Origin of the sequence: Arthrobacter sp. SLBN-100 (assembly GCF_006715305.1) — a bacterium.
In the GTDB taxonomy this organism is placed as follows: Bacteria; Actinomycetota; Actinomycetes; order Actinomycetales; family Micrococcaceae; genus Arthrobacter.
Genome location: NZ_VFMY01000001.1, coordinates 2,474,939 through 2,492,385 on the forward strand (window position 1 = coordinate 2,474,939; position 17,447 = coordinate 2,492,385).

A 17,447-nucleotide genomic window follows, 5' to 3' on the forward strand; every position below is an offset into this window, starting at 1 on the left:
CAGCCCTCCCGCGCCGGTATTCTGGAAAGGATGAGTGAATCCCCAGAAACCCCCCAGCCGCAGCATGTCCCCAGGCCGGTGACCCCCGGCACGCAGGCTTCCTACGGCACGTACGGCGGCCGGCCGGTCAGCTTCGTCCGCCGGGGAACCCGCCTCCAGGGACGCCGGCAGGCGGCCTGGGAACTGCATGCCGAGCGCTGGGCCGTGAACGTCCCCCGGCATGTAGCCAATACATCCGTCCACCCGGACTACACATTCGATGCCGAGGCGGAATTCGGCCGCACGGCACCCCTTATCGTCGAGATCGGTTCGGGCCTGGGCGACGCCATTTGCCATGCCGCCGAGCAGAATCCGGAGACCGACTTCCTCGCAGTGGAGGTCTACACCCCCGGGCTCGCAAACACCCTCATCAAAATCAACAGCCGCGGCCTGAGCAATGTGCGGGTGGTTGAGGCCAACGCTCCGGAAGTGTTGGCCACCATGCTTCCGGAGGGTTCCGTCAGCGAACTGTGGGTCTTCTTCCCGGACCCCTGGCACAAGTCGCGGCACCACAAACGGCGCCTGATCCAGCCCGAGTTCGCGGAGCTGGCCGCGCGTGCGCTGAAAAAGGGCGGGCTCTGGCGGGTTGCTACCGACTGGTCCAACTACGCGGTCCACGTCCGCGACGTCCTGGCGGACTCCGAGGACTTTGAGAACCTGCACACCGGCGAGCGCCGCGGACCCGAAAGCCCGCTGACCCAGGTGTGGCAGTCGGGTGTGGAATCAGTGGTGGGAGGAGCGCCTGTCCGGGAAGGCCGCGCACCGGTCAGCACGGAACACACCGGGCCCAACGAGGGTGTGGATGAAACGGGCGGCTGGGCGCCGCGCTTTGAGGGCCGGATCCGGACCAGCTTCGAGGCCAAGGCCCACGAAGCGGGGCGGCTGATCTTCGACCTCTGCTACCGCCGGCGGTAAAGTCCCACGGCGGCGAAGCACCGCCCTCGAACCCAACGACAACCACTTCGGCCTTGGCTCAGCCCGTCAGCCCGCGCTGATGGACCCGGCAATTTCACACGCTCCGGAATATCAAATTCCCAAGCCGCATGCCCCACACGCTATTCCACACAGTTCTCCCGCCGCTGGGCCGGGACCACCCCGGCGTGGCACGATGGCGGTGTACGGGCCCATACCGTTCGCGCTTTGGCGCCGGCATAAAGGAACAGCCATCAAAAGAGAACTGAAGCAGGCCGCGGACGCGGCAGAGAATGTCACGAACTCCCGCACCCTGGAGCTGCTGGCGAGGGCAGGTTTTGCGGCCAGTGGCATCCTGCACCTGCTGGTGGGCGCCATCGCCATCCGACTGGCCAGGGGTGGCACCGGAAGTGCCGATTTCAGCGGTGCCGTGGCCGAGCTTGCCACCCAGCCCGCAGGACCCTTCCTGTTGTGGGCCAGCTTCGCCGCCTGCGCCGCCCTTGCCCTGTGGCAGGCCAGCGACGCACTTTTCGACTACAACAACCTGCAAACCAAGAAAAAGGCGGGGAAGAAGGCCAAAGCGGCGGCGCAGGCCCTCGTGTACGCGGGGCTTGCCCTGACGCTGATGTCCTTCGCGCGGGGCATCGGCTCAAGCGGGGACAACCGGCAGACAGCCAGCGACCTTACCGTCTCAATGATGAAGGCACCGGGCGGCGTGGCGCTGCTGGTCCTGCTGGGTGCCGGCATCGCCGTGACCGGGGTGGCGTACGGCATCCGCGGTGTACGGAAATCGTTCGAGAAGCAGTTGGCTATGCCCGCATCCCCTGTGGCAAGGAACGCCGTCAGGGTGCTGGGCGTGGCAGGGTACGTGGCCAAGGGAATGGTGCTCCTGCTGACCGGCCTGCTCATTGCTATCGCCACCCTCGAGGCACATCCCGAGGAGTCCACGGGATTGGATGGCGCCCTCAGGGCACTGCGCGACCAGCCCTTTGGCCTGTATGTCCTGGCAGCCGTGGGCGCGGGACTGATCTGTTACGGCGTCTATATGGTTGTCCGCGGGCGCCTGGCAAAGATGATCCAGTAGCGGCGGAACGGGTGGCCTGAAGCACGGCACCGTAAACTACGGCACGGCGATCACGGCGACGGTTTGCTGCGTGCCGTCCCGCAGTTCCACGCTGGAGATGCGGGCCAGCTGGATGGGTGTTGCCCCGGTGACCTTGACCCGGCCGCTGGGGGTGGCCGTCCAGGCACAGGCACGGTCCTCCCCACCGGCACGGTCCCGGACCCACAGCGACAATGTTCCGTCGGCCGGGAGGCTGCTGCCGTTCACTGCCAGCTCAGTTCCCCAGGTTTTGCGGGCCAGGTCGACGCTGAACTGGAGGCCGCCGCCGGACTGGACCGAGTACGTGGCGTCTGGCTGTGGAGCCCGGCCCAGGAGCGGACCTGCGGCCAGGCCCACGGCGAGGCAGGCAGCGGCGGCTGCGGCCGCCAGCGCCGCCCACCGCCGTCGTACTTTACGACGGCGGTGCGCCAGTTCGGCGAGGAGGGTCACCGGGGCCGCAGCTGTTGGCGCGGCAATCGGGGCGGACGGAACAACGGTAAGCGCCACCGCGTCCGGTACTGGAATGGCGTCCAGCAGTGCGGGCAGCTTCTCCAGCCGGCCCAGTTCCTCCCGGCACTGCGCACACTCACGGAGGTGGTCTTCAAAACTCTTAAGGTCCACGGCATCCAGCCCGCCCAGCAGGTAGGCGCCCAGCAGCTGGTGCGGCCCGGAAGCGTTCACCGTTCGACCCCCATTTCGTCCAGGATGGTCCGCAGTGCCCGCACGGCGTAGTAAGCGCGGGATTTAACCGTTCCGCTGGGGATGTTCAGCAGCACGGCCGCCTCGTTCACGGTGAAGCGGCGGTAGTGGAGGGCCACCAGGACGTCCCGGTGTTCAGTGCTGAGGCGGAGCAGCGCCTCCTCGATCAGCACCCGGTTCAACAGTTCGTCCACTCGCTCCACGACTTCGGCGTGACCGCTGAGCCCGTCGTCCAGCGCCTCGGCCGGCCGGCGTTGGGCGCGGCGGTAATTGTCGATCATGATATTCCTCGCGGTCCGGAACAGGTAGCTGCGGAGGCTGCCGGTGACCTCGGGCGCGTGCTGCCAGACCCGGAGCACGGTTTCCTGGACCACGTCCTCGGCAAGTTGGGGGTCTCGGGAGGCACTGAGCACGAAGCGGCGGAGGGCCGGGCCGTGTTCCCGGTAAATGGACTCCACCACGTCCTCGTCAAGCGGCATTCGGCGGACCTCCTGTCCCAGCCTCCGGCACGGCCGTTCCGCGCTTCCCTGCTGGTACGACGTCCGCAGCCCGGATTTGGTTCATCGTGAACCATTGTTCACCCTGGTGCGTCGTATTGGTTAGCGTCCGGCGATCGGCGCCGGGCACTACCAAAGGAGCAACCCATGAAACAGCATGTGTTTGGGGCAGGCCTGGCCATCTTGGCCCTGACAGCGGCCCTGAGCGGGTGCGCCGGCGGCAGCGGAACCACTCCTGCGGCCACCAGCCCCGCTGTCACGGCAGGTACACCTGCCGCCTCGACAACCGCCCCGGCTCCGGCCACGTCAACCTCAACGGCGAGCGCAGGCGTTGACCTTAAGACAGCATCCTCAAGTTTGGGCGACATCGTGGTGGACGCCAAAGGCATGAGCCTCTATTACTTCACCAAGGATGTCAAGGACTCGGGCACCAGCGCCTGCACGGGTGGATGCCTGACCGCGTGGCCGCCCCTCATCACCACTTCTGCTACACCCAAGGTCGAAGGGGTAACCGGGACCGTAGGCACCATCACAACGCCGGAAGGCACAAAGCAGGTGACCCTGAACGGCATGCCGCTGTACTACTTCGAAAAAGACACCAAGGCCGGCGACATCCTGGGCCAGGGGGTCAACAATGTCTGGTACCTTGCGGATCCGTCCGGCGAAATGATCACGAAGATGGCCGCTTCCGGCTACTGACCGCCGGCGTTTGAGGCAGGCGCGTGGGTGATGTCAGGAAAGGGGACGTCAGGGCAGCGGAACGGCCGGCAGCGTCCCCGGCAGGGGAACCTGCTCAGGGACTGGCACCTCCGGTGACATGCCCAGGCCGTCGGTGATCTGCCCGGGAACCGCCCCGGGCAGGGTTTCTGAAGCGGGAACTTCCCCGGGCCGCCCCGGGGAAGTTCGCTGGCCATTGGTAGCCTCCGCCGCGGCAGGAGCGTCCGACGGCGGCGTGGCTGTCGGGTGGGCAGCTGCGGCTGAGTCCGCCGGGATCGACGCCGGGTCCCCGGCTGCAGAGCCCGCGGGCACTGTACCGGCGGGAGCCGTGGGCACAGGAGTGCCGGGCTGCCCCGCCTGATCGCCGGCGGGAGCTCCGGCGGAACCGGTGATGAAGGACGTAACAGCCTGGTTCAGCCGCGTGAACGAGTCGCGGATGCCCTGGTCCGATGCTGCGGCAACGGCACTTCCGGCGCCGAGTGATACCGCGACGGACAAGGTGGTGAGGACAATCCGGCGCTTGGCCCTGCGGCGGGCCGCGAGTTCGTCCCGGGGAGCCGGACTTGCTTCCACGGCGGGGACCGGTGTTGTTTCAGCAGCGCGCGATGCAATGGCACAGGACCCGTTGGCGCCCGCCATCAGCGCCAACAGGTCGGCAGAAGGCTCCGGTGCCACTGTGCCCAGAGCCCGGAGCTCCAGGAGGACGGGGCGGAGCTGGCTGTCACCGCCAAGCTCTGCTTCCAGCAGCAGCTGATCCACTGCCCCGTCGCGGCGGGATCCTGCGGTGTCACTCATGGTTTGCCTGGTTTCTTTTGAGCGTCTGTGCCTTGAGGTTGTGAAGGGCCCTGCGTTGAAGCTGTTTGACGGCTCCCTCGCTTTTTCCCATGATGCCGGCCACCTGTTCGATGGACAGGTCCGCCACCACGCGCAGCGCCAGCACTTCCTGGTGTTCGTCGCTGAGCCCCTCCAGCAGCGCTTCGGCCGCGCCGTTCAGCTCCACTGCGTGATGTTCCGCGGAGGGCGTGCTGCGGTTGTCCTCCTGCGGGTCGTAAGGAGTCAGCTGGGGCCGGCGTTCCAGCCGCCGGTAGTGGTCCACCATCCGGGCGTGGGCAATGGAGAAGAGCAGCGACTTGGCACCCTGCAGTCCGCCGGTGAGGCCTCTGATCCTTGGGAAGAAGGCCAGGAACACGTCCTGGGTGACCGCCTCGGGATCGTCCACGCCGCGTGCCTTGAGATAGCCCAGCACCGGACCGGCGAAGGTCCGGTAGGCGACGCCGAAGAGCGCTGCCGGGTCGGTTCCGGCGGCGTCGTCGAATATGTCGGTCTCTTCTTGGGCCAAAGTGTCTGGCACCAGCGGCTCCTCCATCCCGGGACGGGCAATGCCAGTTCCGGTTTACGCGGCGGTCTGCGGGTCCCGCCCGGACTGCCCGGCTGCCTCGTGGCGGGCGTCTCCGGACTGTATTTCCGGGCGCAGTTTCCGGGTGCGGGTGATGATCTTACGGATCGGGACTGCCTTACTGCGGGAAGCGGATTTTGTCCCGCTTCCCGCAGTACACACTAGCTAAGGCCGGTTAGCGGACCGAAACGGAGGGTGCGTCAACGACGGTGCCGGCTTCGCCGGGCACGGTGGGAACTGCAGGTACGGCAGGAACTGCGGGCTCGCCGTCGACATCCGGGACGGCGGGGACTGCCGGAACAGCAGGCAACTCAGGACGCACCACGTCAACAGCGGCAGAACCGGTTGCTTCGGCTCCGGCCGTCGCGGCGGCGTCGGCCTGGGCCGTGACGTCGGTGCAGAAGCTGCCGATGTTTGCCTCGCCCTGCGCCGCAATGGCCAGGGAGGAGAAGCCTTCGGAGGAAGCGTTGAGGCCGCCGTTGGTGAAGGCGGTGCAGAGGCCGAGGGATGCGGCGCCGGCTGCATCAACGGCGGTGCCGGCTGCAGCGGAGACAGAGGCCTGGGCAGCGATGTTCCGGTCAGAAACGGTGGCGTCGCCAGCGGCGTCTGCGTCCGCGTCAGCGGAAGCGTTGGCTGCCGCGTCTGCGGCGGAGTCTGCAGTAGCCTGGCCTTCGGTGGCTGCTTCTGCCGCAAGCTTCGGGGCCGGTGCGCCGAAGAGGTCGTGGGCGCTCTGCTGTGCTTCGGTGGGGAGAACGCCGGAAACAGCAGCGGCTCCGGTTCCGCCGACGGCAAGGGTGCCGGCTGCCAGTACTCCGGCGGCGACTTTGCTGGTGGCGAGAACAGTGAACAACGACATTAGACACTCCAAAACCTAGACAACACGTTCGATTCGCGATTCGGGCCCGGCGGGCGGACCCATCACCTCCTACATCGCAGGGGACGGCGGAAAGGTTACGGACGTGCAGAATCTTTTTTCGGGGCCCTGCAGCCGGCGTTACCGGCGCCGGCCACGAAACGGGTCCGGCCGGCGCTACGATCGAGGCATGCCTACAACCCCCGAGCCGCAGGAGAAAGCCGGCACCTGGCAGCTGATGGTGGACAACAACAAGGCCCTCCTGATCCGGAAGACCGGCAAGGACACCGCACATTGGGTCCGGAAGGCCCGCGCCGCCGGCATCCACAACGACGGCGAGCTCCGCACCTGGATGCGGGAGGAATTCGGGGTGACCGGGTACGCCCAATACGCAGTGTCCTGGGAAATGTTCGGCTACCCGGACTTCATGCTCCGCGACGCTGACGAACTGATCGACGGCCAGTACGCCAACCACCCTCATCTGAGGCCCATCGCCGATGCGCTCCTGGCGTGGGCCTCTGCCACTGATGGGGTGGAGATCCAGATGCGGAAGGGCTACGTGTCACTCCACAGCCGGCGGCGGAAGTTCGCCCAGGTCACCAGGACCACCAACAAGGCAGTGGACGTGACACTCCGGCTCGACGCCACTGGGCTGGATTACCCTGTGGAGGGCAGGATCGACGCGGTCAAAACCCGCGCCGATGATCCGTTCACGCGCCGCGTCCGGCTCACGTCAGAGGACCAGGTGGATGACGAACTGCTGGAGATCCTGGCAACGGCCCTGGATCAGAACAGCTGACCCCCGTCAAACCGCGACGGCGGACACCTCACCTCCCCTGACCGTCACCGCGAAGACCCAGCGGAACGATTCGTGGCCGGCCCAGTGCTCCGGCACGTCCCGTCCGGCGCGGCAACACGGCTCCCTCCCGGACCCAGCGTGCACTGCCAGTCCTGTGCGGAGCCGGGATCCCCGGGTAACTCCATAAACAGCGGACGCATGAGGGGCCTCCGCATCGGCTTCCGCAGCGGCCATCTGCAAACAGGGCATCAGCCGCATCTTTTGCTCGGTGGAAGGCGCCGTCACAGTCGGCCGGGTACAGCTGCGGCAGCCGGCTACGCGCCGACTATCCCGGCGTCGGTTTCCTGAACTCCAGCGCCTCGGCGTCCGCCCGCGCCTGCCGTTCACGCAGGTCCGGATCCGTGCCACCGGCCTCGATGTACGCCGATCTCCTCGTCGTCCAGCACCAGCAGTTCGGCCTGGCCGCCGAGCCATGCCGAGTTGAGGGGTAGCACGCATCCCCGCCACGCCTTCCCGGACCAAGGTGTGCGCTGCGGAACGGTCGACGGCGGTGAACTTGTACTGCGCAAACCCTCCCTCGAGTGCCTGGGGCAGTTAGAAGTCCACAAAGCAGCTCCGCACCGCCACTGACGACATCTCCTCCGCGTAGAGCAGGGCGCTATGCATGCATCAACGATGCTGGCATTGGCTTCTACGACGTCCTCGTCGATCGATGCAACGCTGCTGCTGGTCAGGACGACGGGCTGCTGGCTGGTGGCTCGTGGCTCGTGGCTCTGGCTCCTGGCAACCGGGAGGGCAGCTTTTAGTCAAATTCCTTTCAGCCGTCTATTGACCATTTCGAGACGGCGTGAAAACATGATGGGCAGTTGTGATACCGGTACCAAGAGTATCAACCGCAACTGTTTCCAAAGACGAAAGGACAGCTTGTGCTCGGCTTCAAAGAAGAGGAATTCCTCGCCCAGACCGGTAGTGCACTCGCGCTGCAGGGACAGATCGAACAGTTCGTGGACTCCATCCAGGAGCGGGGTTTTGAAAACCTTTTCCTCATCGGCGCCGGTGGCACCTACGCCGCGATGCTGCCTTACGAACACTTCATCCGCTCACGTTCCACCCTTCCCGTACGCGCAGCAATCGGCAAGGAGCTGATGCTGACCGGGGACCCTGCGTTCGGGCCCGGATCCATCGCGGTCTTTGCGTCCGTTTCCGGAACAACGGAGGACATCATCGAGGCGATCCAATTCGCCAAAGCCAAAGGTGCCTACACCATAGGCTTCACGGGTTTCAGCGAGAGCCCTTTTGCCAAGTCCCTGGATGTCGCCCTGATCACCGAACCCAAAACCTGGCCGTTCGACATCCCCCTGCTCCTCCTGGCCACCCGCCTCCTCGCTGTGCGGGGAGAGTTTGAGGGATACGAAGAACTTGCCGGTGAACTCCAGGGCATCCCCAAAGTCCTCGTTGAGGTGGCACGCCAGGCGGAGCCAGTGGCGGAAGCGTTTGCGGAACGGAACAAGGATGCGGACTACCACTTCCTCGTCGGCGCCGGCAATCTCTGGGGCTTCACCTATTTGTACTCAATGTGCATCCTCGAGGAAATGCAGTGGTTGCGCACCACGCGTGTCCACGGTGCTGAGTTTTTCCACGGGTCCCTGGAACTCATCGAAGAGGACACCAGCCTGGTGCTTTTCCTGGGCGAAGACGAAAGCCGGCCGCTTATGGAACGGGTGGTTAAGTTCGCCGAGAACTACAACAAGAACACCACCATCCTGGATACCAGAGACTACGAACTGGCGGGAATCAGCCCCCGGTTCCGGGGCTTGCTGGCACCTTTGGTCCTGGACATGGTGGCGGACCGGATCAGCAAGCACCTGGAACGGGTCCGCAACCACCCGCTGGACCTGCGCCGCTACTACCGGGTCGTTGAATACTGACAAAAACCGTTGGCCGCGCCCCTGCCCGGGGCGCGGCAGCTTCGGCTGCGTGCCGGAGACACCGCCGTCAAGACAGGATGAGCATGAAAGTAATAGGGTTCGGGGACAACATCGTGGACCGTTTCCTGGACCGGGGGGTGATGTATCCGGGTGGAAACTGCGTTAACTTCGCGGTCCTGGCACGCCGGCTCGGCCTGGAGTCAGCCTATGTCGGCGTCTTCGGTTCCGATCCATTGGGCGCCTTTGTCCGTTCCGCGATAACGGCGGAAGGAGTTGACACCAGCAGGTGCCAGATTCGTCAAGGCCCTAACGGCGTCACCGAAATCGAGGTTATCAACGGCGACCGCGTCTTCCTGGGCTGGAACGAAGGGGGCGTCACCATCAGTCAGCCCTTCGTGCTCGGGCCGGAGCACCAGGACTACCTGGCCGCCGCAGCCCTTGTCCATTCAAGCGTTTACTCCGCTTCGGAGGACCAGCTCCCGTCAGTGCGGGCGGCCGGAACTCTAGTCAGCTTTGACTATTCGTGGGAGCCGGAGCGCCGGACTGACCTCTACCTCGGACGCACTGCCCCGTACGTGGACCTGGCCCTGTTGTCCCTCGGTGACGCTCCTTTGGAAGCCGTTGAACACGAGCTCGCGAGGGTAATTGGGGCAGGCGCCTCGCTTGCCGTTGCCACCAGGGGGGCCGCGGGGGCAGTTCTGTACGACGGCGAGCGGTTCGTTACGCAAGGAGCAGCGCCAACGAACGCGCGAAGATTCGCCGATACGATGGGCTGTGGAGACGCTTTCGTCACCGGCCTGGCAGTGAGCCTCCTGCGGTCCGGATGGACCCGGGATTCCCCGCCGAGTCTGGATTCCCTGCGCCCGGCCCTCCTTTTTGCCGCCGAAACGGCCGCAGAGCAGTGCTATGTTGAAGCTGCCTTCGGACACGGCCGCCCTGCGGCTGCAGCAACTAGGATCTGAAGCACGAGTTGTCCATTCATCTGAAGCGCGCCAGCGCGATCCCGGGCCCGGAAGGGAAGCTATGTCGCCAGATCATCAGCACGGTGGCGCTCCGACCATTTCGGAAGTAGCCGCTGCCGCTGGGGTTGGCAGGGCAACGGTGGCACGTACCCTGGGCAACTACGGGTCCGTCAGCGACGCCACCCGCGCGAAGGTGCTGCAGGCCGCGGAACGGCTGGGCTATCAAGCCAACACCTTGGCTCGCAGCATGAGCACGGGCGTCACCAAAACCCTGGGAATTGTTCTGGCGGACGTGGCCAACCCCTTCTTTTCGGGGGTCCTCAGGGGCATCTCCGAAACGGCCAAACAGGCCGGTTACGATGCCATCATCCTGAGTACAGACGAGAAGCTGGAACTGGAGCGCGACGCCATCAGGGTCCTGCTGGCCAAGCAGGTTGATGGCCTGGTGGTGGCTTCGGCGGCGGGCAGGAGCGACGACGTCTCCCACCTTTCCAGCGCCATCGAACGCGGAATACCGGTGGTACTGATCGACCGCTTGGTGGATGGCCTGGATATCGACTCGGTGGTCATCGACAACCGGGAAGCCGCCCGCTCCGCCGTCGCGTCCTTGATTGCAAACGGTCACCACCGGATAGCCTTCGCCTGGGGTCCGGTGACCCTGAGCCCTGCAACCGATCTGCAGCAGATGCACAAGATTCTCGACGAGGCACTCTGGAGCGACGGCGAGCGTCTTCGCGGATATCTGGATGCCCTGGAAGAGGCCGGTATACCTTTTGACACCGCCCTGGTGACTCACGTGCTGAAGAATGAAGGACAGGCAACCAGGGCCATCGGCGGGATGCTGGCTCTGGCCGATCCGCCAACAGCCATTTTCACCACGGAAACCGAGGCTACCGTGGGAGCCCTGCATGCACTGCGGAATCACAACCGGAGGATCCTCAAGGACGTTGCCCTGATCGGGTTCGACGACAGCCCCTGGGCTGCGGTCATGGAGCCTCCCCTGACCATGATCCAGCAACCGATGCGCGAGTTGGGAGCCGCCGCAGCGCGACAACTCCTGGCCCGCACCGGTGGAGATACCTCCGCACCCAAAAAGCAGGTACTGCCGTCCACCCTCATTGCCCGCTCTTCCGATGGCCCCGCTCCTTCCCGCGCGGCGCAGTGAACCGCTGGTAAGTATTTCTTTCTGAACCCTTCCCCGGGACGACGAATCATGATTCACTGTGGTACCGGTATCAAACATTCCCAAAATTGCGACCTGACGCAGGTGCCATCCAACGGAGGGCGGCACTCTTCGTCCCCTGGACCCTCGGCTATTCAGCCATCCGAGCGAAAGTAGAACACGATGCGGAAAAGCACGCACATGATGACAGCCCTGCTGGCTGGCACAGCCCTTGCCTTGACCGGCTGCACCGGCGGGAGCCAGACTGCGGCGCAGTTGGATCTACAGAAAGAGCCCGAGTACTCGGGGACTGTAAGTATCCTCACCAAATTCGGCGGGGATCCCCTTGAGCCCTACTTTGAGGATTTGGCGGCCGAGTACACCAAACTCCATCCGGAGGTTTCCTTCGAGCTCATCCAGGAAACTGACCAGAGCATCAAGGACAAAACCAAGACCCTCACTGCGTCCCAGGCCTTGCCCGACATCTACTTCACGTGGGCGGGGAACTGGGCGAACAACTTCATCGACGGCGGCCTGGCTGCGGACCTGACGCAAGCCATTGCCCCCGGCACTGAATGGGGAAGCACCTTCGGCGAGTCTTCACTCAAGGCCTTCGAGAAAGACGGTAAGTACTTTGCCGTCCCCCTTTACAACAACGGCAAATTCATGGGCTATAACCAGAAAGTCTTTAAGGATCTGGGCCTCAATCCGCCATCCACCCTCGAGGAACTGATCTCTTCGTGCTCAGTACTCCGGGGTGCCGGCTACGAGCCAATCGCCTTCGGCAACAAGGACGGCTGGCCAGGCCTGCACTACCTGCAGCAACTGTTCGCTTATGAGGTGCCGGCTGAGGCGCTGGAAGCGGATTTCCACCCTGAAACTGCGAAACTCGACGACCCGGGTTACCTCCGGGCCATGCAACAGTTCACCGGGCTGATCAACGAATGCACGGGGAGCGGTAAAGATTCCAACGGCGTCCTTTACACCAGCGCCCAGCAGGCACTGGCTACGGGCACCGCCGGGATGTACTACCAGGAGGTCCTCGAATTCGACACTACGGCGTCAGAGGGATCCCAACTCAAAAACGACGGCCTGGGCATCTTCAAGCTGCCCGCCTCGGCCGCGGCGAAGGGCGATACGAAGGCAATTGAAGGCTCTCCGGAGGGATACCTGATTAATCCGAAATCGAAGAACGCGGCACTGGCGGTTGACTTCATGAAGTTCGCCACGAGCAAGGAAAATGCCACAAAGCTTTCAGCTCCGCCGTACGGTCAGCCGAGCGCGGTCAAGGGCGTGGTCTCGGAACAGAACTCGACCGGACCGGTGGTCGAAGGCATCAAGCAGGTGAATGAGGCGTCCGAGGCCATCATCTGGCTGGACTCAGTCACCGTTCCAGATGTCGCCGATGCCTGGCTGGCAGGCGGCGAAGCCCTTGTGGCCGGAAGCCAGTCCCCGCAACAGGTCCTTGACGCCGTCCGTTCCGCTTCCAACGCAGCCAAGTAGCGGATGCTGCCATGACAGTCTCAAACGCGATCCGGAGGCCGGCGTCTTCAGCCTCCGGATCGGATGTCAAGGATCTCCCCCGCGGTGGGCAGGCGCCCATGAGGAAGGCCGCCCGGTGGCGCAACCTGGTGTGGGTCCTGCCTGCAGTTTTGCTGCTTTGTGTCTTCTGCTACCTGCCCCTCGTGCAGAATCTGGGCTTCAGCCTGCTCAAGTGGGACATCTACAGCGGTCGGCAGGCCTTCGTTGGCGCCGACAACTACGTCAAGATGGTCAATGACCCGATCTTCTGGAAATCACTCCTCAACAACACGCTTTATGCCGGAATCTCAATTATCTTCCAGGTGTTCGGAGCGCTGGTTCTGGCAGCCCTCGTGGAGGGATTGCCCAGCTCCCGCTGGCGGGGCACCCTCCGTGCGATCTACTTCGTTCCCTCGGCAATATCCCTCACTGTGGCCGGGCTCCTGTTCTATTTCATCTATGAGCCCCGGATGGGCATCCTGAACGCCGCGCTGGAGACCCTGGGCCTTGGAAACTTCGCACAAGCCTGGCTCGGCCAGGAAAACACCGCGATCTTCGGCATCATCGCCATGAGCCAGTGGCAGGGCTTCGGCTACTGCACATTGCTCTTCGCAGTGGCGCTGCAACGTATTCCCTCCGAGCTTTTCGAGGCGGCGTCAATCGACGGCGTCGGTCCCGTCCGCCGGTTCTTTTCTGTTTCCCTGCCCCTGGTCCGCGAGATGAGCAGCCTGATGATGATCGTGACGGTCTCAGGGGCCTTCCAGGTTTTCAACGAGGTGATGGTAATGACCACAGGCGGCCCCAACAATTCCAGCCAGGTCCTGGGGACCTGGCTCTACCGCAGCGGTTTTGTCCGCAATGACTTCGGCTATGCCGCGGCCATTGCCACCGCTGTTTTCGTCATCACACTGGTCCTCGCGGTACTCCAACTCTGGCTGGCCAGGCGCAGGAGGGTGGAATGGTGACGCGCACTTCAGTACTGATGGTCCTGGGACGGGTTTTTGTGCAGGCCTTCCTGGTGGCCCTGGCTATCGTGGTCATCTACCCCCTGCTGTGGATGCTGCTGAACGGGGTGAAATCGAATTCGGAACTGTTCGCCGATCCGTTTGCATTTCCGCACGCGTGGCGGTGGGAAAACTACGTAACAGCCTGGAACCGGGGCGTAGGTGACTACCTCACTACGAGCGTCCTGGTGACCGTGGCTTCCACCGTCGCCACCGTGCTGATCAGCGCCTGGGCGGCCTACGGTCTGACCAGGGTCAAGATTCCCTTCAACCGGACCATCCTCATTCTGATCCTGGCCGGTTTGATGCTTGCGCCGACTGTGGCCCTGATTCCCCTGGTGAAGATGTTCCAGGCCCTGGGTCTCTATAACAGCTTCTGGGCGCTCCTGATTTTGTACACCGCCTTCCGGGTTCCGTTCACCACTTTCCTGATCCGGGCCTACATGCTGGATTTGCCTTTCGAGGTGGATGAGGCCGCTGCCGTCGACGGCGCCTCCAAGGCAAGGGCGTTCTGGCAGGTCATCCTGCCCATGTGCCGGCCGATCATCATCTCCACCATCCTGCTGAACGTTCTCTTCACATGGAATGAGTACCTTTTCGCCATGATTTTCACCAGCGGCGGGGCATTGCAGACGCTGCCGGTGGGACTTACCAACCTCATGGCCAAACACGGCACGGACTATCCCGTGGTCTTCGCCGGTATGGCCATCGCCGCCATGCCCGTCATCGTCCTCTTCTTCGCGGGTCAGCGGTACTTCATCCGCGGACTGGCTGACGGCGTAGGGAAGTAATGATGGGCAACCCCGTCCTGGCCCAGGTCTGCGGCTCGAACTTTGCCTACCAGCACCATTCTCTTGAACGTTGCCTTGACGACATGGTGGAACTGGGACGCACGAAGGTGGAGCTGTGGGGCATAGCTCCCCACCTGCACATCCCGGACGCAGACGGGCGCAGGGTCAAGAATGTTCTGAACCTGCTGCGTGAACGTGAGCTCTCAGTGGCCTGCCTGACCCCTGAGCAGGTTGCCTACCCGGTCAACATCGCATCGGGCGAGAGGTGGCTGCGCGAGGGCAGTGTGCAGCTTTTCCTCCGTGCTGCCGAAATTTGCAGTGACCTGGAATCGCCGCTTTTGTTCCTCACCGCCGGGCGCGGCTACGAGGACGAGCCGTTGGAGCCGGCCTGGGAACGAAGCGTCCTTGCCCTGCAGGCGATCACTGAACGGGCCTCGGAACTGGGCGTTTCCTGTGTATTGGAACCACTTCAGCGGTTGGAGTCGAATTTGGTCACCGACCTGTCATCGCTTGGACGCATGGTCGAGGACGTCGGGCATCCTGACCTTGGGGTGGTAATCGACACCGTGGCATCGGCAGTGGCAGGAGATGCCATCAGTGACTACGGCAAGTCTTTTGGGAAGAGGGTGCGCCACATACACCTGATAGATGGCTCCCCCGCGGGTCACCTGGCGTGGGGGGACGGAAATCTGGACCTGACGTCCATCCTGCATGACTTAGGGCAGTTGGAGTACAAGGAATCAATCACGTTTGAACTGTTCGGTGATGGCTCGTACTCGCTGGACCCGCGCAGCTCCTACCAGAAGTGCCTCGATGCATTCGTGGACAGCGCCGCGCAGCTTCAACAAGCGCACTGTCGCTAACCGTTCGGCCGGCTGGCCGGAACACCGACCGACCCCCTTTTCACCAGGGTTGCCGAGAATCCAGGCCTCGCCGCCGGCGTTTTCCTGCCTTGGATCTGGCGAATAAGGGCCTCAGCGGCCGCCACGCCCATCTCATAGACCGGCTGGGCGATGACCGTCAGCGGAGGGGTGGTAAGCCGGGTCCAGGCGAAGTCGTCATACATCAGGAAGGAGACATCGTCCGGGATTGAGAGGCCCAGGTCCTGGATTGCCTCCACCACGCTGAGCCCGATAAGCCCGTCTGAGGCGATGATGGCCGTGGCAGGATCAGGCTGCTGCAGCAGCTCCCGGGTGATCTTCTTGATGGACTCCGGACTGCCGGCGTTGAGGCGGACCAGGTCCTCGGGCTGGGGAAGACCCGCTTCCTCGAAGGCGCGCTTCATGCCGTCCCGCCGATCCGAGATTTGCGAGGAGTCCAGCGGCAAACCGGCGGAGTATGCCTCATCCGTTCGAATGGTGGAAATGAAGGCTATCCGGCTGTGCCCTTCCTGGATCAGATGCCGCGTGGACTCGTATGAAATTCCTTCCATTTCCACGGCCACCGTATCCACATCCAGCCCCGGGGCCTTGCGGTCGAGGAGCACCAACGGCCGCCCCGACTTGTGGACGTTTTCCAGGTGCCCGGTATCAACGGACGACGCCGGGGCGATGATCAGCCCGTCAACACGCTTGTCCAGCAGCACCTTGACTGCGTCCACTTCTGCTGCAGTGTCTTCATCGGTGTTGACCAGGATGACGTTGAAACCGCTCTTTTTTGCAGTATCAGTGATCCCCCTGGTCGCGAGGCCAAAATGCGGATTTTCGATGTCGCCCACCACCACGCCGATGGTGTTCGATTTCCCCGTGTTCATGCTGCGCGCGAGCTCGTTTGGGCGGTAGTCCAGCTCTTCCGCGGCGGCCAGAACACGTTCACGCACATCTTCGCTTACCGCGCCGTAATTCCCCAGGGCGCGGGCTGCCTGGGCCTTGGATACCTGTGCGGCCTTGGCGACGTCGGCGACGGTGACGTCGCGCCGCCGTGAAGCATCACTACTCATTTCGGCCTTTCTTGCCGGGCTTGACGCCCTTTTGTGGCTTGGGTTACATTTCTATCAATCGGTGTGAGTCCGGTCTCAATCGTAGGGACTGAGACCGGACTCAGCAAGAGGCACCGGCCAAGCAGTACCACCACGGCGGATCTCGATCCTCCATCTCCCGCTTCTCTCGATTGGAAAACTCGCTGTGTTCACTCGCAAAACTCTCCGTCCCGCAACGGTCGTTGCAGCGGCAGTCGCCGCGGTCCTCGCGTTGTCCGGCTGCGGAGCCTCCACTACTGCCTCAACCTCGTCTTCCGAGAACCCTTACGGCCTCATTCAACCCGGCACCATCCGTGTGGCAAGCCTGGGAGACTCGAAGCCGTACACCTTCACCGACTCCCAGGGTAAGTTCACCGGATTCGACGTCGAACTCTTCACGGACGTGGCCCACCGTGCCGGTATAGACAATGTGGTCTTCACCGGGCAGGACTTCTCCGGGCTGCTCTCCGCCGTGGCGAACGGGCAGTTCGACGCCGGCGTTGCCGCCATCGGCATCACGGACAAGCGCAAGGAAACCGTTGATTTCTCGGACGGCTACCTTGCCGGATACCTGACCATCATCACCAGCAAGTCTTCCGGCATCAGCGACGCGGAAGGACTTTCCGGCAAGCGCCTGGGCGTTGTCCAGGGAACGCTGCAGGAAGCCTACGCCGTCAAGAACTTCACCAGCGCGAGCCTCGTCCGCTTCCCGGACAACAACACCGCCATCTCCGCGGTGAATAGCGGCGCAGTGGACGCGCACTTCCTTGACTACGAGGCCGCCAAGTCCTACCAGGAACAGTTCGGGCTGGTCAGCGCCGCGGACATCCCCTCCTTCGACGCTCCGGCCGGCTTCGCCATTGCCAAGGGCAAGACCGAGTTCAAGGAGGCCCTGAACGAAGGCCTGGCCGAAGCCATGGAGGACGGCACCTGGAAGAAGCTCTACCAGAAGTGGTTCCCGGGCTCACCGATGCCCGAGCAGTACCTCCCCAAGGCTGAGCAAACGTCCAGCACGGCGCCCAGCAAGTAACCCTCCAAAGGTTGCGGGGGCGGCCCGCCACAGGATCACCACCGGCAGTGCCGCCCCCGTTCCACCAGCTAACAACGT

18 protein-coding genes are annotated in these 17,447 nt (G+C 63.7%); 12 read left to right on the forward strand and 6 right to left on the reverse strand.

Going from position 1 to position 17,447, the window contains the following annotated elements:
- The first annotated feature begins 30 nt into the window (after window positions 1–30).
- On the forward strand, window positions 31–954 hold the full coding sequence (gene trmB / locus FBY31_RS11580; RefSeq protein ID WP_142040857.1) for a tRNA (guanosine(46)-N7)-methyltransferase TrmB: 924 nt from the start codon (window positions 31–33) through the stop codon (window positions 952–954).
- Between the two features lie 193 nt (window positions 955–1,147).
- A complete protein-coding gene (locus tag FBY31_RS11585) occupies window positions 1,148–2,035 on the forward strand; it encodes a DUF1206 domain-containing protein (protein WP_142040859.1) in 888 nt (295 codons plus the stop codon).
- 36 nt (window positions 2,036–2,071) lie between these two features.
- On the opposite strand, the gene FBY31_RS11590 is transcribed toward FBY31_RS11585, so the two are convergent.
- Together FBY31_RS11590 and FBY31_RS11595 are read right to left on the reverse strand one after the other, a co-directional pair.
- Entirely contained in the window at window positions 2,072–2,734 is a 663-nt protein-coding gene (locus FBY31_RS11590; protein ID WP_142040862.1) for a zf-HC2 domain-containing protein, read from the reverse strand.
- Window positions 2,731–3,231, reverse strand: a complete 501-nt coding sequence (locus tag FBY31_RS11595; RefSeq protein ID WP_142040866.1) for a sigma-70 family RNA polymerase sigma factor — start codon at window positions 3,229–3,231, stop codon at window positions 2,731–2,733. Before FBY31_RS11595 ends, FBY31_RS11590 begins: the two co-directional genes overlap by 4 nt.
- A gap of 165 nt (window positions 3,232–3,396) precedes the next feature.
- Here FBY31_RS11595 and FBY31_RS11600 point away from each other — a divergent pair, with 165 nt between their 5' ends.
- Window positions 3,397–3,948, forward strand: coding sequence for a COG4315 family predicted lipoprotein (locus FBY31_RS11600; protein WP_142040869.1), 552 nt, complete (start codon window positions 3,397–3,399; stop codon window positions 3,946–3,948).
- A gap of 48 nt (window positions 3,949–3,996) precedes the next feature.
- On the opposite strand, the gene FBY31_RS11605 is transcribed toward FBY31_RS11600, so the two are convergent.
- The 3 genes from FBY31_RS11605 to FBY31_RS11615 all read right to left on the reverse strand — a co-directional run bounded on the left by FBY31_RS11605 (window position 3,997) and on the right by FBY31_RS11615 (window position 6,218).
- A complete protein-coding gene (locus FBY31_RS11605) occupies window positions 3,997–4,761 on the reverse strand; it encodes a hypothetical protein (protein ID WP_142040872.1) in 765 nt (254 codons plus the stop codon).
- Window positions 4,754–5,332, reverse strand: a complete 579-nt coding sequence (locus FBY31_RS11610; RefSeq protein WP_142040875.1) for an RNA polymerase sigma factor — start codon at window positions 5,330–5,332, stop codon at window positions 4,754–4,756. The genes FBY31_RS11605 and FBY31_RS11610 overlap by 8 nt, the downstream gene beginning before the upstream one ends.
- 205 nt (window positions 5,333–5,537) lie before the next feature.
- Complete coding sequence (locus tag FBY31_RS11615; RefSeq protein ID WP_142040878.1) at window positions 5,538–6,218, reverse strand: protein tyrosine phosphatase; 681 nt, start codon at window positions 6,216–6,218, stop codon at window positions 5,538–5,540.
- A 187-nt stretch (window positions 6,219–6,405) separates the two neighbouring features.
- On the opposite strand from FBY31_RS11615, the gene FBY31_RS11620 reads away from it, so the two are divergent.
- From FBY31_RS11620 to FBY31_RS11660, 8 genes are all read left to right on the forward strand, one after another.
- Window positions 6,406–7,014 carry a DUF5655 domain-containing protein gene (locus FBY31_RS11620; RefSeq protein ID WP_142040881.1) on the forward strand — a complete coding sequence of 203 codons (609 nt, stop codon included), beginning with the start codon at window positions 6,406–6,408 and terminating at the stop codon, window positions 7,012–7,014.
- Window positions 7,015–7,940: 926 nt separating this feature from the next.
- Window positions 7,941–8,942 carry an SIS domain-containing protein gene (locus FBY31_RS11630; RefSeq protein ID WP_142040884.1) on the forward strand — a complete coding sequence of 334 codons (1,002 nt, stop codon included), beginning with the start codon at window positions 7,941–7,943 and terminating at the stop codon, window positions 8,940–8,942.
- Between the two features lie 83 nt (window positions 8,943–9,025).
- Window positions 9,026–9,904 carry a PfkB family carbohydrate kinase gene (locus tag FBY31_RS11635; protein ID WP_142040887.1) on the forward strand — a complete coding sequence of 293 codons (879 nt, stop codon included), beginning with the start codon at window positions 9,026–9,028 and terminating at the stop codon, window positions 9,902–9,904.
- Between the two features lie 61 nt (window positions 9,905–9,965).
- On the forward strand, window positions 9,966–11,069 hold the full coding sequence (locus FBY31_RS11640; RefSeq protein ID WP_142040890.1) for a LacI family DNA-binding transcriptional regulator: 1,104 nt from the start codon (window positions 9,966–9,968) through the stop codon (window positions 11,067–11,069).
- 180 nt (window positions 11,070–11,249) lie between these two features.
- Window positions 11,250–12,569 (forward strand): ABC transporter substrate-binding protein, encoded by a 1,320-nt coding sequence (locus FBY31_RS11645; protein WP_142040893.1) that lies wholly within the window; start codon window positions 11,250–11,252, stop codon window positions 12,567–12,569.
- Between the two features lie 98 nt (window positions 12,570–12,667).
- On the forward strand, window positions 12,668–13,552 hold the full coding sequence (locus FBY31_RS11650; RefSeq protein ID WP_235013029.1) for a carbohydrate ABC transporter permease: 885 nt from the start codon (window positions 12,668–12,670) through the stop codon (window positions 13,550–13,552).
- A complete protein-coding gene (locus tag FBY31_RS11655; RefSeq protein WP_142040900.1) occupies window positions 13,546–14,382 on the forward strand; it encodes a carbohydrate ABC transporter permease in 837 nt (278 codons plus the stop codon). Before FBY31_RS11650 ends, FBY31_RS11655 begins: the two co-directional genes overlap by 7 nt.
- A gap of 2 nt (window positions 14,383–14,384) precedes the next feature.
- Window positions 14,385–15,245, forward strand: a complete 861-nt coding sequence (locus tag FBY31_RS11660) for a sugar phosphate isomerase/epimerase family protein (protein WP_142040903.1) — start codon at window positions 14,385–14,387, stop codon at window positions 15,243–15,245.
- Here FBY31_RS11660 and FBY31_RS11665 read toward each other — a convergent pair.
- A complete protein-coding gene (locus FBY31_RS11665) occupies window positions 15,242–16,321 on the reverse strand; it encodes a LacI family DNA-binding transcriptional regulator (RefSeq protein ID WP_142040906.1) in 1,080 nt (359 codons plus the stop codon). The genes FBY31_RS11660 and FBY31_RS11665 overlap by 4 nt on opposite strands.
- Window positions 16,322–16,505: 184 nt before the next feature.
- On the opposite strand from FBY31_RS11665, the gene FBY31_RS11670 reads away from it, so the two are divergent.
- The gene (locus FBY31_RS11670) at window positions 16,506–17,369 is read left to right on the forward strand and encodes an ABC transporter substrate-binding protein (protein WP_142040909.1); all 864 of its coding nucleotides are present in this window, start codon (window positions 16,506–16,508) and stop codon (window positions 17,367–17,369) included.
- Window positions 17,370–17,447: the final 78 nt, after the last annotated feature.

What these genes read in the sequence shown, in the direction of transcription:
- FBY31_RS11600 (WP_142040869.1), top strand. Translation starts at nt 3,397, where the DNA reads ATGAAACAGCATGTGTTTGGGGCAGGCCTGGCCATCTTGGCCCTGACA.
- FBY31_RS11655 (WP_142040900.1), top strand. Translation starts at nt 13,546, where the DNA reads ATGGTGACGCGCACTTCAGTACTGATGGTCCTGGGACGGGTTTTTGTG.
- FBY31_RS11640 (WP_142040890.1), top strand. Translation starts at nt 9,966, where the DNA reads ATGTCGCCAGATCATCAGCACGGTGGCGCTCCGACCATTTCGGAAGTA.
- FBY31_RS11605 (WP_142040872.1), bottom strand. Translation starts at nt 4,761, where the DNA reads ATGAGTGACACCGCAGGATCCCGCCGCGACGGGGCAGTGGATCAGCTG.
- trmB (WP_142040857.1), top strand. Translation starts at nt 31, where the DNA reads ATGAGTGAATCCCCAGAAACCCCCCAGCCGCAGCATGTCCCCAGGCCG.
- FBY31_RS11615 (WP_142040878.1), bottom strand. Translation starts at nt 6,218, where the DNA reads ATGTCGTTGTTCACTGTTCTCGCCACCAGCAAAGTCGCCGCCGGAGTA.
- FBY31_RS11650 (WP_235013029.1), top strand. Translation starts at nt 12,668, where the DNA reads ATGAGGAAGGCCGCCCGGTGGCGCAACCTGGTGTGGGTCCTGCCTGCA.
- FBY31_RS11635 (WP_142040887.1), top strand. Translation starts at nt 9,026, where the DNA reads ATGAAAGTAATAGGGTTCGGGGACAACATCGTGGACCGTTTCCTGGAC.
- FBY31_RS11585 (WP_142040859.1), top strand. Translation starts at nt 1,148, where the DNA reads ATGGCGGTGTACGGGCCCATACCGTTCGCGCTTTGGCGCCGGCATAAA.
- FBY31_RS11665 (WP_142040906.1), bottom strand. Translation starts at nt 16,321, where the DNA reads ATGAGTAGTGATGCTTCACGGCGGCGCGACGTCACCGTCGCCGACGTC.
- FBY31_RS11645 (WP_142040893.1), top strand. Translation starts at nt 11,250, where the DNA reads ATGCGGAAAAGCACGCACATGATGACAGCCCTGCTGGCTGGCACAGCC.
- FBY31_RS11595 (WP_142040866.1), bottom strand. Translation starts at nt 3,231, where the DNA reads ATGCCGCTTGACGAGGACGTGGTGGAGTCCATTTACCGGGAACACGGC.
- FBY31_RS11610 (WP_142040875.1), bottom strand. Translation starts at nt 5,332, where the DNA reads ATGGAGGAGCCGCTGGTGCCAGACACTTTGGCCCAAGAAGAGACCGAC.
- FBY31_RS11660 (WP_142040903.1), top strand. Translation starts at nt 14,385, where the DNA reads ATGGGCAACCCCGTCCTGGCCCAGGTCTGCGGCTCGAACTTTGCCTAC.
- FBY31_RS11620 (WP_142040881.1), top strand. Translation starts at nt 6,406, where the DNA reads ATGCCTACAACCCCCGAGCCGCAGGAGAAAGCCGGCACCTGGCAGCTG.